Genomic DNA, 15,045 nt, shown 5'->3' with positions numbered 1-15,045 from the left:
GACCGGGCGCGCCGACGCCGACGAGACCGCCGGTGGCCAACGCCGCGCCCATGAGGGCTCGGTGGCCAACGCCCCACTTAGGGGAGCCCGGTGGCCAACACCCTGCCCAGGGGTACCCGGTGGCCAACGCCCCACCCAGGGAGCCCGGTGGCCAACGCCGTGCCCGCGGGGGCACGGTGGCCAACGTCGTCGAACAGCGCGGCAACCGGTGGCGTCGCGCCCGAGCGTGCCCCTGCTCGCGCACGAGCGCCGCGTCGAGCACGCGGGAGTCACATCGCCAGCAGCATGGCCAGCATGCCGATGCCCATGGACAGCCGGCACGCCCGTGCCACTTCGGGGCGGTCGCCCCAGGCGAGGGCGGATCCGCCCGCACCCGCGGCCGGCAGCAGTCGCACGCCGGCGAGGAGGACGTAGCCGGCGAAGTACGCCAGCAGCGTGCCTGTCAGCAGCGGAACTCCGGAGCCGCCGTGCGCGTGTGCGTGCGCGGGCTCGGCGGCCATCACGGCCGCCATGTAGACCATGGCCCCGGCGCCCATCAGATGATGCAGGTGATGCGCGCCGGCCCGGGCCGACCACAGGGCCCGCAGGGCCGCCGCGCCGAAGACCGTCGCGTAGACGGGCCACGCCCACGTCGGCGGGGTGAACACGGCCGGCGGCACGGCCATCGCGGCCATCCCGAAGCCCATCAGCGCCTCGCCGCCCGCGGCTCTGCGCTGTTCCTCCACCGCGCTGCGCATCCGCAGCAGGCAGTAGGCCCCGGTCGCCGCGCACAGCGCGACCAGCAGCCAGCCGGGCGAAGCCGGTTCGTGCACGCGCACCTCCCCCCCTCGTGCGTTCGCCGACCGCTCGGCGTTCGCCGTCGTGGATGCGATGCCCACGCCGTGCCGCGCGCACGCGGGCGCAAGGGTGTACACGGGGGGCATCCGACGGAGCACGAAAGTATTTCACTGGTAAAACACATGCTAAATTGACAGCCATGAGCAGTACGACCCCCCAGCGCCCCCGACACCGGAAGCCGTCCCGGCCGCGACCCTTCCGGCCCGCCGGACTCCGGCTCCCGCTGTCCGGCGTGCTGCGTCTGGGGCGGCCCTCGGACATCTGGTTCAAGCCCGCTCTGAGCGTGATCGCCGCGGTCGCCCCGCCGAACCTGATCCTGCTGGCGCTCGGCCGGCTGGACCTGGCCATGTACACGATGGCCGGATCCCTGTGCGCCCTCTACGCCCACAACCGCCCCTACCCGACCCGGGCCCGCGTGCTGGCGTGGGTGGTGCTCGGCATGACCGGCGGCCTGGCCACCGCCCTGCTGGCCGCCTCGCTCACCGCGTCCCCCGTCGTCCTGGTCACCGTCGGCGCGCTGCTCGCGGCCGCGCAGAAGGCCCTGTGCGACGCCACCCGGCTCGGGCCGCCCGGCCACGTCGTCCTCACCTTCGTCAGCTCCGCCGCGCTGTTCGTGCCACAGACCCTCGGGCAGGTCCCCGGCCATCTCGGCCTGGCCCTCGCCGCGGGCGGCTGGGCCTGGCTGATCGGCATGGCGCCCGGGCTCGCGCGCCCCCACGGTCCCGAGCGGCGCGCCGCGGCGCACGCCCTGACCGCGGCCGCCGCCCACGTCGACGCGCACGGGGCGGACGCGGGCCGGGCCCGCGCCGCCGCGGCCGCCGCCGTGCACGCCGCCTGGCAGACCCTCCTGTCGGCCCGCGCCGGGGAGACCCGCCGCGGCCTGGAACGGCTCGTCGTACGGGCCGAGATCGCCCTCGCCGCCCCCGCCGACACCGACCCGGCCCGGCTGCGCGACTGGGCCCGCGAGCTGCGCGGCACCGCCCCCGTCCCACGCCCGAACGACCTCGTCGACGACGACGAACTCATCGGCGTCGACGTCGAACTCGCCGCCGGTCGAACCCCGTTGCGCCGCCTCCTCGGCCCCCTCGCGCCCATCGCGGCCCGCACGGCCCTGGGCTGCGCCCTCGCCGGATACGTCTCCCTCGCCCTGGGGGTCGGCCGCCCCTCCTGGGCGCTGGTCACCGCCGCGTCCCTCTACCAGGCCAACGTGACCCTCACCTGGAGCCGCGCGGTCCAGCGCGTGGTCGGCAACCTCGTCGGGGTCCTCGCCTTCGCCGCGCTGGTCCCGCTCGCCCACCTCGCCCCGGCGGCCCTCGTCCTGGTCTGCCTCGCCCTCAACTTCGGCGCCGAGGCGCTGATCAGCCGCAACTACTGGCTCGGCAGCGTCTGCGTGACTCCGATGGCCCTGCTCATCACCGAGTTCGCGCAGGTCCAGGATCCGGGCCGGCTGATCGCCGAGCGGCTCATGGACACCCTCGTCGGAGCCGTGGTCGGTTTCGCCGCCGCGATCGCCGTCACCAACCGCCGGGCCGGCGACCGTCTCGAACACGCCCTGACGGCGGTGGAACGCACCAGGGAGCACGCCGCCCGCCTGGTGGCCGGGGCACGACCCGTCGGCGCGGACCTGGACGCGGCCCGCCGCGCCCTGACCGCCGCCCTGGTCGACCTGCGCACCACCGCCGACGCGGCCGCCGGCGAGTGGTGGCAGCGCGCGCTGCCCCAGGAGCGGGTCGTGACGGCCGAGCAGTCGGGACACCGTACGCTCGCGGCGACGGTACGGCGCCAGGGGCTGCCCCTGGACCGGGACGCGTGGGCGAGAGCGGAGGACGTACGGCGATGACGGCGACGCAGGGACGGGCGGCGGCCGGGAACGGGGCACAGGCGGGCTCGGCCGGCGGGGACGCACCGGGGGAGCGCCCCCTGGCCGAGGACCCGATCGCCGCCGGCGGCCGGTCCGAAGGCGGCGGTCGGGCCGCGGACGGCGACCCGGCGAGGAACGACACGGTCGCCGCCGTCGTACGGCAGTGGCAGACCGTCCGGCCCGACCTCGACACCGGCCCCATGGAGATCATCGGCCGGGTCAACCGCTGCGCCGCGCTGCTCCAGCAGGCCGAGGACGCGCCGCTGCGGCGCGTCGGACTGAGCCGTCCCGAGTTCGACCTGCTCGGCGCGTTGCGCCGCACCGGCCACGAACTGACCCCCGGCGAGCTGGCCCGCGAGACGTTCTCCTCCGGCGCCGCCGTCACCAAGCGCGTGAAACAGCTCACCGAGCGCGGCCTGGTGGAACGCCGCGGCGACACCCGCGACCGCCGGGTCGCCCACCTGCGGCTCACCGACGCCGGCCGGGACCTCGTCGACGGCGTCCTGCCCGAGCAGCTCGCCTACGAGAGCGCGGTCCTGTCCGCCCTGGACGACGGCAGCCAGGGCGAACTCGCCGATCTGCTCGGCGAGTTGCTCAGTCGACTGGAGGGGCACATGCGGGGGCTGCGGGTCTGAGCGCCGGCCCGTTCGTCATCGGCCGCGCCACGGGCCGCGGTCCCTCGACGTCACTTCCCGTCCTCGTGCCCCGCCCGGTACACGCCGAACACCGCGCCCTGCGGGTCGCGCAGCACGGCGATCCGCGGGCCGTCCGGCACGGAGGTCGGTTCCATGAGCGCGGAGCCGCCCGCCTCGACGGCCGTCCGCGTCGAGGCGTCCACGTCCGCCACCGCGAAGTAGGGCAGCCAGTGCGGCGGCACCTCCGGCGGGAACTTCTCGTCCATGGTGATCATGCCGCCGAAGTCGGCGCCCCCGACGCCCCACTGCACGTAGTTCTCCGACGAGCCGACGGTCCAGCCGAACACCGTGGTGTAGAACGTCTCCGCCCGCTCGGGATCGCGGGTCAGCAGCTCGACCCAGCCGAGCGAGCCGGGCGCGTTGAACAGGCCGGCGCCCGGGAAGGTCCGCCCCTGCCACAACTGGAACGAGGCCCCGCCCGGATCCAGGGCGACGACGAAACGGCCGGTGTCGAAGACGTCCATCGGACCGACCGGCACCTTGCCGCCGGCCTCCGTGACCAGCCGTGCGCTGACGTCCGCGTCGGTCACCGCGAACGACACGCTCCAGGCGCACGGCCGGTCCTGCTGGTACAGGGGACCGAGCGCGGCGACGGCGGCCTGGCCGAGGTGCGCGACCGTGTAGCCGTCCGCGTCCTGCCGTGGATCCGTCTGCGCGCGCCAGCCGAACAGCTCCGCGTAGAACCGCTTCGCCGCCTGCAGGTCACCGGTCCCCAGCTCGATCCAGCAGGGCCCGCCGGGTACGGGCGCGTCGAGCTTCATGACGTTCCTTCCGACGAAGGAGACCCCTTCCAGCACGCTAAGCCCCGCCCCGGACCCCGGCATCCGCTGACCGGCCCGGCCCGCGACCTCCGGCGCGAGGCGGTGCCGGGCGGGCTGTGCGTGCGGGCCCGACAGGCCCGACCCCCGCTTCGGACGGCCTCGCTCCACGCCCTGCCCCTGGCTCCCGACTCCCGGCCCAAGAGCCGCCCCGGCCCGCCCCGACTCGCCCCGAAGGCGGGGCGGCCCCGCACCGGTCGGCCCCGGGGCCGGACGCAGCGTCATGGGCCGGTCGCGGACGGGCGGGCGGTCGCGGGGAGAACGCTCGGCCGCGGCGGAGCGCTCCGGCCGACGGGTTCAGATACCCGGGCGGTACCGGATGGGATGGTCCGCGGGGACCTCCACCAGCACGATCGGGGTGCCGTCCGGATCCGCGATCCACATCTCGATCAGCCCCCAGGGCTCCTTCACCGGGGGGCGGACGATCTCGACCCCCTTCGCCCGCAGCTCGTCGTGCGCGCTCGTCACGTCCGCCACCTGCAGCCACAGCCGTACCGCCGGGTCGGGGGGCGTCGCCGCCGGCGAGCGGCCCGACAGCTCCAGGAAGCCGCCGCCGAGGAAGTAGACGACCCCTCGTTCCGCTTCCGTGCCGAACTCGCGGCAGACGGACAGCCCGAGCTGCTCCCCGTAGAAAACGCGGGAACGATCGGGATCGCTGGGCCGGAGCAAGGTCCTACTGCTGAGTACATGCACCATGCACCCTGAGCCTACCGGCGCGGAGTTAGGCTCACCGGTGCCCCAGACATGTCAGAGACCGGAGATCGCCCCCATGGACACCGCCGCCACCGACCTGACCTTCCGCGACGCCACCGCCGCGGACGTGGACGACCTCGTCGCGCTCATAGAGTCCGCCTACCGCGGTGACTCCAGCCGGGCCGGGTGGACGACGGAGGCGGACATCCTGCAGGGACAGCGGACCGATCCGGACGGCGTCCTCGCGGTCGTCGAGGCGCCCTCCTCCAGGCTGCTCACGGCCGAGCAGGGCGGCCGCATCGTCGCCTGCTGCCAGCTGGACCACCGCGGCGACCACGCCTACTTCGGCATGTTCGCGGTGAGCCCGACGGCACAGGGCTCCGGCCTCGGCAAGACCGTCATGGCGCGGGCCGAGCGGGAGGCGCGCGAGAGCTGGGGCGTCACCGAGATGCACATGACCGTGATCTCCGTCCGCGACGACCTCATCGCCTGGTACGAGCGCCGCGGCTACCGCCGCACGGGACGTATGACCCCCTTCCCCTACGGCGACGAGCGGTTCGGCATCCCCCAGCGCGACGACCTCCAGTTCGAGCTGCTGGTGAAGGAACTGACCTGATCCCTAGGCGGTGAAGCGGCCGGTGCGCCGGATGTCCGGACAGTCGGTGGTCACACCGTCCAGCTCCAGGGCGCGGGCGAGCCGCAGCTGGTCCTGGGTGTTGACCACCCAGCCGATGATCCGCAGGTCGCGCCCGCGCGCCTCCTCGACGATCTCCAGGGTGAGGCGCCGGAGGTTGAGGCAGAGGGTGGCGGCGCCGGCGGTCACCGCCCGGTCCACGATGTCGAGGCCGTACCGGCTGCCGATGAGCGCGGTGCGCACTCCGGGGACCAGCCGTGCGATCTCCGCGACGGCCTCGTCGTGGAAGGAGGACACCTCCACCCGCCCGACCAGGTCCCGGGCGTGCAGCACGGCGGCCAGCGCCCGCGCCGCCCGGACGTCCTTGATCTCGGCCTGCAGCGGCGTGCGCACGGCGTCCAGGACCTCCTCGAAGACCGGCACCCGCTCCCCGCACCCCGCGTCCAGGGTCCGCAGCTCCGAGAGGGTCTGGTCGGCGATGGCGCCGGAGCCGCCGGTCGTGCGGTCCACGTCGGGGTCGTGCATGACCACGAGCGCGCCGTCCTTGCTCAGGTGCAGGTCGAGTTCGATGACGTCGAGGCCGGCCTGCTCGGCGGCGACGAAGGAGCGCAGGGTGTTCTCGGGCTCGACGCCCATCACGCCGCGGTGACCGATGGTGAGGAAGTTCAAGGCGCGACTCGTTTCCGTCGGATGCGGGGCCGGACCGGCACGCGGGCGACGGACGGGGGGCCGGCCGGGACACGCGTGCGTCCTCCGGGTTCCTACCCGCCCTGCCCGCGCGGAAGCCGCCGCCCCTTCCGTGTCCGACAGGAAAAAGTGCGGTGAACACGCGAACACGCAGGATAATTTCCCGAAGGTCCACTTGCTGGAGGAAACCTCGTACGCATACGGTGTCCTGACGCGAGGTTCTCCAGTGAGGGATGGGACATGACGGAAATTCTTGTGCAGGCAGCTACGGAGGATCGGGTTCCTCCGACGACCAGGGTGGTCGAGCACCCGGCGTGGCGCGTGCTCAAGGATGCCGTGGAGGGGGTCCGGCCCTGGCAGGCGAAGGACGGATCGATCGACTTCACGGCCGAGGGCGCCCCGTCGCGCGCGGAGGCCGAGCAGGCGGTACAGCGGGTGATCGAGGCCGTCGAGGAGCTCTCCCCGATGCTCCCGCACGACGCCGACTACCACCGCGCCCTGGCGAAGGACCTGCGGGTCTGGGCCGACGGCGGCTTCGAGGTGCCGGACTTCCTCGACTCGCTGCTGGCCTTCCAGCCGGCCGCGAACCGTGCGGACGGCCTGCAGCACCTGGTCGTCTTCCCGATGTACACCCAGAACGGCAACCCGGACCGCAACCTGGAGGCGGTCGTGCTGCGCATGGTCTGGCCGCAGTGGCTGGCCGAGCTGGAGCGCACCCGCTACGACAACCCGCTGTTCTGCGGCATCACCTTCGAGGACTTCACGGCCGGTTACGACACCAACTCGGCCGTCCTCTTCCCGGAGACCATCGCCGTCCGCGAAGCGCCGGAACGTTTCTCCTGGGGCGGCATCTTCTGCGACCGCGAGGCCGCCCGCTTCCGGCGCGTCACCGACGCGGCCGTCGACGTCCTGGGCCTGGAGCTGCCCGAGGACATCGCCGCCATGGTCCACGACCAGAAGCGCTGCGAAGAGGCGTTCGTGCTGTGGGACATGGTCCACGACCGCACCCACAGCCACGGGGACCTGCCCTTCGACCCGTTCATGATCAAGCAGCGCCAGCCGTTCTGGATGTACGGCCTGGAGGAGCTGCGCTGCGACCTCACCGCCTTCAAGGAGGCCGTGAAGCTGCAGGACGACGGCGTCCCGCAGGCCCGTGACGTGCAGTACGCGGTCCTCTTCGACCGCATGTTCCGCTTCCCCGTCACCGGCGAGCGGGTGCGCAACTACGACGGCCTCGGCGGCCAGCTGCTCTTCGCGTACCTGCACAAGCACGACGTCGTCCGCTGGACCGACAACAAGCTGCACATCGACTGGCAGCGCGCCCCGCGGGTCACCAACCAGCTCTGCGCCGACATCGAGCAGCTCTACCGGGACGGCATCGACCGCCCCAAGCTGGTCCACTGGTTCGCCGGTTACGAGCTCGTCTCCACCTACCTCGCGCCGCACCCGGGCTCCAAGTGGGCCAAGGGCCCCGACGCCCTGGACCTGACCCAGCCGCCCCGCAAGCTCGTGGACGACGTGCTTCCGGACGAGTTTCCGCTGAGCATGTTCTATGAGGCCCTGTCCAAGAAGCTGAAGCATGTGATCGCCTCCACCAAGGGCATCACGGCGGACGGCGCCGAGCGGATCGCCGCGTGAGCGAGCCGCGTACCGAGAACACTGCTCAGGAGGCGAATGACATGCGGAACGGGGCTCTCAGCGGTGCGGTGATCGCGGTGGCCGGCGCGGGCGGACCCGCGGGCCGGGCGGCGCTGCTCAGGCTCGCCGAGGCCGGCGCGACCGTCGTCGGCGCGGACAACGACCCGGAGCGTCTGGCGGAGGCCGTCGACGCGGCCCGCTACGGGGCCGGGGGCGCCTCCGTCACCGGTGAGCCCGTCGACCTGCTCGACCTGGACTCGACCCGTGAGTGGGCGCTGCGCGTCGAGAAGGACTTCGGCCGGGTCGACGGCGTGGTCCACCTCGTCGGCGGCTGGCGGGGCAGCGAGACGTTCATCAAGACCAGCCTGGACGACTGGGACTTCCTGGAACTGCTGCTCATCAAGACCGTGCAGCACACCTCGCTCGCCTTCTTCGAGGCCCTCCAGCGCAGTGAGCGCGGCCGGTACGTGCTGATCAGCGCCTCCGGAGCCACGAAGCCCAGCGCGGGCAACGCCGCGTACGCCGCCGCCAAGGCCGCCGCCGAGGCGTGGACGCTGGCGCTCGCCGACGCCTTCCGCAAGGCGGGGGGCGCCGACGGACCCACCTCCGCGGCTGCCATCCTGGTGGTGAAGGCGCTGGTGCACGAGGCGATGCGCGCCGACCGCCCCAACGCGAAGTTCGCGGGCTTCACGGACGTCAAGGACCTGGCCGAGGCCATCGCCGGGGTCTGGGAGAAGCCCGCCACCGAAGTGAACGGACAGCGTCTGTGGCTCACCGAGCAGCCGTGAACCCTCCGAAGACCGACGCCCGTCGCCATCACGATCCCGAGGTCCGCGGCTTCGCCAGCGACAACTACGCCGGGGTCCACCCGGAGGTGCTGGCGGCCCTGGCCGTGGCCAACGGCGGCCATCAGGTGGCGTACGGGGAGGACGACTACACCGAGAATCTCCAGGGCATCGTCCGCAGCCACTTCGGGCCGACGGCGGAGGCCTTCCCGGTCTTCAACGGCACCGGCGCGAACGTGGTGGCGCTCCAGGCGGTCACCGACCGCTGGGGCGCGGTGATCTGCGCGGAGAGCGCCCACATCAACGTGGACGAGGGCGGCGCGCCCGAGCGCATGGGCGGACTGAAGCTGCTCACCGTCCCCACGCCGGACGGCAAGCTCACCCCCGAGCTGATCGACCGGCAGGCCTGGGGATGGGAGGACGAGCACCGGGCGATGCCGCAGGTCGTCTCGATCACCCAGAGCACGGAGCTCGGCACGCTCTACACGCCGCAGGAGATCCGCGCGATCTGCGACCACGCCCACGCGCGTGGCATGAAGGTCCACCTGGACGGCTCGCGGATAGCCAACGCGGCGGCCTCGCTGGACGTCCCGATGCGGACGTTCACCAACGCCGTGGGCGTCGACGTGCTCTCCCTGGGCGGGACGAAGAACGGCGCGTTGTTCGGCGAGGCGGTCGTCGTCCTCGACCCGGACGCGGTCAGCCACATGAAGCACCTGCGCAAGCTGTCCATGCAGCTCGCCTCCAAGATGCGCTTCGTGTCGGTGCAGCTGGAGGCGCTGCTCGCCAAGGACCTGTGGCTGCGCAACGCCCGGCACGCCAACGAGATGGCCCAGCGTCTCGCGGAGGGCGTGCGCGCCGTGCACGGTGTGGAGATCCTCTACCCCGTGCAGGCCAACGGCGTATTCGCCCGGCTGCCGCACGACGTGAGCGAGCGCCTGCAGAAGCGGTTCCGGTTCTACTTCTGGGACGAGGCGGCAGGCGTCGTGCGCTGGATGTGCGCCTTCGACACGACCGAGGACGACGTGGACCTGTTCGTGGCGGCCGTGAAGGAGGAGATGGCGCGCTAGCCCGCGGCCGCCACCGGCCGACTGCATAGGTATGCGGTCACCCGAAAAGTCATTGACGCTCGGGTGGCCGTTTTCCTATGCTCGACACTCATGGAGCTGATCCAGGAGAACCCCGACCTGTCCGCGTATCTGGCCGCCGACGAGGTCATCGACCACCACCATCCGCTGGTGCGCAGGACGGCGGCGCGGCTCGCCGAGAACGCGGCGGACTCGTATGCCTATGCAGGCCTGGCGTTCGCCCACGTCCGTGACGCGGTGTCCCACTCGCAGGACGCCGACGACCCGCGCGTGACCTGGCGCGCCTCGGACGTGCTGGAGCAGGGGACGGGCGTCTGCCACGCCAAGGCCCACGCCCTGGCCGCGCTGCTGCGGGCCGAGGACATCCCGACGGCCCTGTGCTACCAGCGGTTGACCCATGACACGGGCGAGGGGCACGTCCTGCACGGACTGGTCGCCGTGCGGTTCCGCGGAGCCTGGCACCGCCAGGATCCGCGGGGCAACAAACCGGGCGTGGACGCGCGGTTCTCCCTGGACGGCGAACGCCTGGCCTTCGTGCCCGACCCCGCGGCGGGAGAGCGGGACTACCCGGCCCTCCACGCCGCGCCGCACCCGGCGGTGCTGGCCGCGCTCAAGGCCGCTCCCGACCGTGCCCGCCTCTGGCGGACGCTGCCCTCGCGGCTGTGAGCGCCCGCCGTGACCGCGCACCCGCCCTCGGGGCGACCCGAGCGCCCCGCGCCCGGGTGCAGGCCCCGGGCGTGCTGCCGTGCGCGGGGCGGACGTCAGCGGGCCTCGGCCTCGCGCACCTGCTCCGGCGTGGGCGCGGTGCCGCCGAGGTGGGCCGGCATCCACCAGGTGTCGTTCGCGTCCTTGGGGCGCACCGGGTAGGCGCGCTGGGCGGCCTCCAGCAGCTCCTGGACGCGCTCGCGCACCTGCCGGGTGATGGCCCCCGCGTACTTGTCGCGCGACGCCTCCATGGCCTCGCCCACGCGGATGGTGATCGGGGTGTGGCTGCGCCGGAAGTTGCGCGGGTGGCCCTTGGTCCACAGCCGCTGCGTCCCCCACAGGGCCACCGGGATCAGCGGGACGCCCGCCTCCTGGGCCATGCGGGCCGCACCCGACTTGAAGCTCTTCAGCGTGAACGACTGCGAGATGGTGGCCTCGGGGAAGACCCCGACGATCTCGCCCGAGCGCAGCGAATCCAGCGCGTGCGCATAGGCCGTCTCGCCCTGGTTGCGGTCCACCGGGATGTGCTTCATGCCGCGCATCAGAGGTCCGGAGATCCGGTGGCGGAACACGGACTCCTTCGCCATGAAACGAACGAGACGCTTCTGCGGAAGCGCGGCCAGGCCGTCGAAGATGAAGTCGAGGTAGCTGATGTGATTGCTCACCAGCACGGCACCACCTGAGCGCGGGATGTTCTCCGACCCCTTGCAGTCGATCTTGAGGTCCCAGGCCCTGAACAAGGTCTGGGCGAGGCCGACGACGGGGCGGTAGACAAGCTCTGCCATGAGCGGGGCGAACCCTTCCTTCTCTTTGCCGGGGATGCCTCCGTCGGCAAAGTTACGCAGCCGTAGGTTTACGGCATCTCGCAGATCGTGCCCGAAGAACGGCCGGGGAGCCACCCCTGGTGCCTGGTGGCGGCGAGATCCTCGTCACGTCGACTCCCTTGATCCACCTCGGGCTTTTAAGTGGCCTTTACTTCGCGTGCACCGCGACCCGCCGTACGAGCAGGTACATCTCGCATCCGAGGCAGTACCCGAAAGCGGCGTTGAGGAACGCGGCGGCCAACGCGGCTCCCGTCGCAGCGAGGCCGAGCGGGCCGGGACCCAGGGTGAGACCGACCAGGCCGAGGCCCGCGAACAGCAGTCCCACCGCCTGTGCGAAGCGCGGCGGCTGCGGGGCCTCGAACTCGGTCGGCGGCCCGAGCCGCGGCCGTACGGCCCGGCGGAACACCCACCCGTACGGCGAACGACCCACCCCGCCCGCCGCGCCCAGCGCGAACGCCAGCGTCTGCCAGGCCAGCAGCCAGGCGTTCCCGGTGATGAGGACGACCGCGAGCACCACGGTCGTCACGGCGGCCCCGAAGCGCGGGCCTCTCGCGTCGATGTCCATGAATCAAGCATTCCGCAACGGAAACGATCGGCGGGGCCGGGAATCTTTGCGGTCTCGTGAACGCTGCACCAGCCGATGACCGGACTCGTGGTGTGCGTGGCGGTGCTCGCGGCGGCGAGCGTCTACGGAGTGCTGCACGGGCGGCGGAGCGGGAGGGTGCGGGTGCGCGGGCGGGACGACGGCAGGCGGCTGGAAGCTGAGCGGCTCGGCGGCGCACTCGGGGAACGGGCCACGCTCGTACAGTTCTCCAGCGCCTTCTGCGCGCCCTGCCGGGCGACCCGCCGGATCCTCGGCGAGGTGGCCGGCGTGGTGCCGGGAGTCGCCCACATCGAGATCGACGCCGAGGCCCGTCTGGACCTCGTCCGCGAACTCGACATCCTCAAGACCCCGACCGTCCTGGTCCTGGACGCCGAGGGCCGCGTCGTGCGGCGGGCGACCGGCCAGCCCCGCCGGGCCGACGTCATCGCGGCTCTGGGGGAGGCCGTGTGACCTGCGGGCGGAGCACGGTGAGGCATGTCCCAGTCGCGGGGACGGACTTGACTGTGCGTGCCCGCTGTCGTCAGCCTGACGGTATGCCTGAGGAACTCCTTCTGCACGGACGGGTCCACGTCGACCTGCTCCGTACCGCGAGCGCGCGCTGTCCGGTCCGTTGAGCGCCCACGGCCCGATCCGCCACTTCCCGCAGAAGGACGACTCCATGACGGCCACGCCCGGCCTCCGCTTCCCCCAGCTCGCCTCTCCCGATCTCCTGCGCTCCGTCTTCAGGCGGCACGCGGCCGGAGTCGCCGTGATCACCGCCTCGGGCGACACCGGCCCGGTCGGCTTCACCGCCACCTCCCTCAGCTCCGTCTCCGCGGAGCCCCCGATGCTCTCCTTCGGCATCGGCGCCGGCGCCTCCAGCTGGCCCGCGGTCTCGCAGGCGGAGCACGTGGGCGTCCACATACTCGGCGAGCACCAGCAGGCGCTGGCCGCCACCTTCGCGCGGAGCGGCGCCGACCGCTTCGGCGCGCCGACCGTCTGGCACGAGGGGCCGCACGGGGTCCCCGTCCTCGACGACGTGCTCGCGTGGCTGGTGTGCCGGGTCGTCGCGCGGGTGCCCGCCGGGGACCATCGCATCGTGCTGGCCGAGGTTCTCCTGGGCGACCCCGCGGGCACGGGCCGTCCGCTGCTGTACCACCAGGGGCGGTTCACGGCTCTGCGGGATTGATCACGCGGCGGCCGGCCTGCGTCGTCCACGCGTTCCGATTACGCTGCGTTGCACAGGTCACAGTTCAAAGCGCTTGCTTAGCGGGAACGAACTGGGTGTACTGGCGAGTAATATTTCGGTCGGAGCGCGGGCCGCCCCAACCGGGATCGGCCGCTTGAGACGCCTATGCTGCCTGGAAGAAGGCAGCCAGAACTGACGATGCAGTAGGAGAGCCGGCGTGAGCTTGAGGATCGTTGTCACTGTGAAGTACGTGCCCGACGCCACCGGCGACCGGCACTTCGCCGATGACCTGACCGTCGACCGGGACGACGTGGACGGTCTGCTCTCCGAGCTCGACGAGTACGCGGTCGAGCAGGCGCTGCAGATCTCCGAGAACTCCGACGACGACGTGGAGATCACCGTCCTGACGGTGGGCCCCGAGGACGCCAAGGACGCGCTCCGCAAGGCTCTGTCCATGGGCGCCGACAAGGCCATCCACGTCGAGGACGACGACCTGCACGGCACCGACGTCATCGGCACCTCGCTGGTGCTGGCCAAGGCGATCGAGAAGGCCGGCTACGACCTGGTCATCTCCGGCCTGGCCTCCACCGACGGCACCATGGGCGTCGTCCCCGCCCTGCTGGCCGAGCGCCTGGGCGTCCCGCAGGTCACCCTGCTCTCCGAGGTCTCGGTCGAGGACGGCACGGTCAAGGGCCGCCGCGACGGCGACGCCGCCTCCGAGCAGCTCGAGGCCTCCCTGCCGGCCGTCGTGTCGGTCACCGACCAGTCCGGCGAGGCGCGTTACCCGTCCTTCAAGGGCATCATGGCCGCCAAGAAGAAGCCGGTGGAGTCCTGGGACCTGTCGGACCTGGACCTGGAGGCCGGGGAGGTCGGCCTGGAGGGCGCCTGGACCAAGGTCGAGTCCGCGACCGAGCGTCCCGCCCGCACCGCGGGCACGATCGTCAAGGACGAGGGCGAGGGCGGCAAGCAGCTCGCCGAGTTCCTCGCGGGCCAGAAGTTCATCTAGGCCCCACGCCGACCGCCCCTCAACTTCGTTTCGCAGGAGAGCAATCCCATGGCTGAAGTCCTCGTCTACGTCGACCACGTGGACGGCTCCGTCCGCAAGCCCACCCTGGAGCTGCTGACGCTCGCCCGCCGCATCGGCGAGCCGGTCGCCGTCGCCCTCGGCGCGGGCGCCGAGAACACCGCCGCCGCGCTGGCCGAGCACGGCGCCGTCAAGGTCCTCACGCACGACGCCTCCGAGTACGCCGACTACCTCGTCGTGCCGAAGGTGGACGCGCTGCAGGCCGCCGTCGAGTCGGTCTCCCCGGCCGCCGTCCTCGTCCCGTCCTCCGCGGAGGGCAAGGAGATCGCCGCGCGCCTGGCGCTGCGCATCGGTTCCGGCGTCATCACCGACGCCGTCGACCTGGAGGCCGGCGCCGAGGGCCCGGTGGCCACCCAGTCGGTGTTCGCCGCGTCCTTCACCACCAAGTCCCGCGTCTCCAAGGGCACGCCGGTCATCACCGTCAAGCCGAACTCGGCCGCGGTCGAGGCCGCTCCGGCCGCCGGCGCCGTCGAGGCCCTCAGCGTCTCCTTCTCGGCCCAGGCGACCGGCACCAAGGTCACCGGCCGCACGCCGCGCGAGTCGAGCGGGCGCCCGGAGCTGACCGAGGCCGCGATCGTGGTCTCCGGCGGCCGCGGCGTCAACGGCGCCGAGAACTTCGCGCTCATCGAGGCCCTCGCCGACTCCCTCGGCGCGGCCGTCGGCGCTTCCCGTGCCGCCGTCGACGCCGGCTGGTACCCGCACACCAACCAGGTCGGCCAGACCGGCAAGTCGGTCTCGCCGCAGCTCTACATCGCCAACGGCATCTCCGGCGCCATCCAGCACCGGGCCGGCATGCAGACCTCGAAGACGATCGTCGCCGTCAACAAGGACGCCGAGGCCCCGATCTTCGACCTGGTCGACTACGGCGTCGTCGGCGACCTGTTCGACGTCGTCCCGCAGCTCACCGAGGAGATCAACACCCGC

General features: G+C 72.5%; 17 protein-coding genes. 11 read left to right on the top strand and 6 right to left on the bottom strand.

Going from position 1 to position 15,045, the window contains the following annotated elements; translation table 11 throughout:
- Positions 1 to 269 precede the first annotated feature (269 nt).
- Positions 270 to 812, bottom strand: a complete 543-nt coding sequence (locus ACFVYK_RS27920) for a DUF5134 domain-containing protein (protein WP_389778763.1) — start codon at positions 810 to 812, stop codon at positions 270 to 272.
- A 164-nt stretch (positions 813 to 976) separates the two neighbouring features.
- Here ACFVYK_RS27920 and ACFVYK_RS27915 point away from each other — a divergent pair, with 164 nt between their 5' ends.
- Together ACFVYK_RS27915 and ACFVYK_RS27910 are read left to right on the top strand one after the other, a co-directional pair.
- Positions 977 to 2,677, top strand: a complete 1,701-nt coding sequence (locus ACFVYK_RS27915) for an FUSC family protein (RefSeq protein WP_389778757.1) — start codon at positions 977 to 979, stop codon at positions 2,675 to 2,677.
- Positions 2,674 to 3,333, top strand: a complete 660-nt coding sequence (locus tag ACFVYK_RS27910) for a MarR family winged helix-turn-helix transcriptional regulator (protein WP_389778756.1) — start codon at positions 2,674 to 2,676, stop codon at positions 3,331 to 3,333. Before ACFVYK_RS27915 ends, ACFVYK_RS27910 begins: the two co-directional genes overlap by 4 nt.
- A 50-nt stretch (positions 3,334 to 3,383) precedes the next feature.
- On the opposite strand, the gene ACFVYK_RS27905 is transcribed toward ACFVYK_RS27910, so the two are convergent.
- Positions 3,384 to 4,154 carry a VOC family protein gene (locus ACFVYK_RS27905; RefSeq protein ID WP_389778754.1) on the bottom strand — a complete coding sequence of 257 codons (771 nt, stop codon included), beginning with the start codon at positions 4,152 to 4,154 and terminating at the stop codon, positions 3,384 to 3,386.
- A 354-nt stretch (positions 4,155 to 4,508) separates the two neighbouring features.
- Positions 4,509 to 4,907 (bottom strand): VOC family protein, encoded by a 399-nt coding sequence (locus tag ACFVYK_RS27900; RefSeq protein WP_389778753.1) that lies wholly within the window; start codon positions 4,905 to 4,907, stop codon positions 4,509 to 4,511.
- 73 nt (positions 4,908 to 4,980) lie between these two features.
- Here ACFVYK_RS27900 and ACFVYK_RS27895 point away from each other — a divergent pair, with 73 nt between their 5' ends.
- Positions 4,981 to 5,520 carry a GNAT family N-acetyltransferase gene (locus ACFVYK_RS27895; protein WP_389778751.1) on the top strand — a complete coding sequence of 180 codons (540 nt, stop codon included), beginning with the start codon at positions 4,981 to 4,983 and terminating at the stop codon, positions 5,518 to 5,520.
- Between the two features lie 3 nt (positions 5,521 to 5,523).
- On the opposite strand, the gene ACFVYK_RS27890 is transcribed toward ACFVYK_RS27895, so the two are convergent.
- On the bottom strand, positions 5,524 to 6,207 hold the full coding sequence (locus ACFVYK_RS27890; RefSeq protein ID WP_389778749.1) for a glycerophosphodiester phosphodiesterase: 684 nt from the start codon (positions 6,205 to 6,207) through the stop codon (positions 5,524 to 5,526).
- A 258-nt stretch (positions 6,208 to 6,465) separates the two neighbouring features.
- Between ACFVYK_RS27890 and ACFVYK_RS27885 the strand changes: the two genes are divergently transcribed.
- The 4 genes from ACFVYK_RS27885 (at position 6,466) to ACFVYK_RS27870 (ending at position 10,402) form a co-directional block, all read left to right on the top strand.
- Positions 6,466 to 7,863: a DUF6421 family protein gene (locus ACFVYK_RS27885; protein ID WP_389778747.1), complete on the top strand. Its 1,398-nt coding sequence runs from the start codon at positions 6,466 to 6,468 to the stop codon at positions 7,861 to 7,863.
- A gap of 41 nt (positions 7,864 to 7,904) precedes the next feature.
- Entirely contained in the window at positions 7,905 to 8,651 is a 747-nt protein-coding gene (locus ACFVYK_RS27880; protein ID WP_389778745.1) for an SDR family NAD(P)-dependent oxidoreductase, read from the top strand.
- Complete coding sequence (locus tag ACFVYK_RS27875; protein ID WP_389778743.1) at positions 8,648 to 9,718, top strand: threonine aldolase family protein; 1,071 nt, start codon at positions 8,648 to 8,650, stop codon at positions 9,716 to 9,718. Before ACFVYK_RS27880 ends, ACFVYK_RS27875 begins: the two co-directional genes overlap by 4 nt.
- A gap of 90 nt (positions 9,719 to 9,808) precedes the next feature.
- Positions 9,809 to 10,402, top strand: coding sequence for a transglutaminase domain-containing protein (locus ACFVYK_RS27870; protein WP_389778741.1), 594 nt, complete (start codon positions 9,809 to 9,811; stop codon positions 10,400 to 10,402).
- A 95-nt stretch (positions 10,403 to 10,497) separates the two neighbouring features.
- Here the strand turns inward: ACFVYK_RS27870 and ACFVYK_RS27865 are convergent, their stop codons facing one another.
- A complete protein-coding gene (locus ACFVYK_RS27865; protein ID WP_389778739.1) occupies positions 10,498 to 11,226 on the bottom strand; it encodes a lysophospholipid acyltransferase family protein in 729 nt (242 codons plus the stop codon).
- A gap of 187 nt (positions 11,227 to 11,413) precedes the next feature.
- Positions 11,414 to 11,830 (bottom strand): DUF4395 domain-containing protein, encoded by a 417-nt coding sequence (locus ACFVYK_RS27860; protein ID WP_389778737.1) that lies wholly within the window; start codon positions 11,828 to 11,830, stop codon positions 11,414 to 11,416.
- A gap of 75 nt (positions 11,831 to 11,905) precedes the next feature.
- Here ACFVYK_RS27860 and ACFVYK_RS27855 point away from each other — a divergent pair, with 75 nt between their 5' ends.
- The 4 genes from ACFVYK_RS27855 to ACFVYK_RS27840 all read left to right on the top strand — a co-directional run.
- A complete protein-coding gene (locus tag ACFVYK_RS27855) occupies positions 11,906 to 12,319 on the top strand; it encodes a TlpA family protein disulfide reductase (protein WP_389778735.1) in 414 nt (137 codons plus the stop codon).
- Positions 12,320 to 12,527: 208 nt separating this feature from the next.
- Complete coding sequence (locus ACFVYK_RS27850; protein ID WP_389778733.1) at positions 12,528 to 13,037, top strand: flavin reductase family protein; 510 nt, start codon at positions 12,528 to 12,530, stop codon at positions 13,035 to 13,037.
- Between the two features lie 217 nt (positions 13,038 to 13,254).
- Positions 13,255 to 14,043, top strand: a complete 789-nt coding sequence (locus tag ACFVYK_RS27845) for an electron transfer flavoprotein subunit beta/FixA family protein (RefSeq protein ID WP_389778731.1) — start codon at positions 13,255 to 13,257, stop codon at positions 14,041 to 14,043.
- 48 nt (positions 14,044 to 14,091) lie between these two features.
- Positions 14,092 to 15,045 (top strand): electron transfer flavoprotein subunit alpha/FixB family protein (locus ACFVYK_RS27840; RefSeq protein WP_389778729.1); only part of this gene is annotated, 954 nt, incomplete at its 3' end.

The sequence above is a fragment of the Streptomyces sp. NPDC058291 genome, assembly GCF_042880855.1.
Taxonomy (GTDB): domain Bacteria; phylum Actinomycetota; class Actinomycetes; order Streptomycetales; family Streptomycetaceae; genus Streptomyces.
The sequence above is the reverse complement of the archived record's forward strand: the minus strand, read 5'-3'. Positions and strand labels throughout refer to the sequence as shown.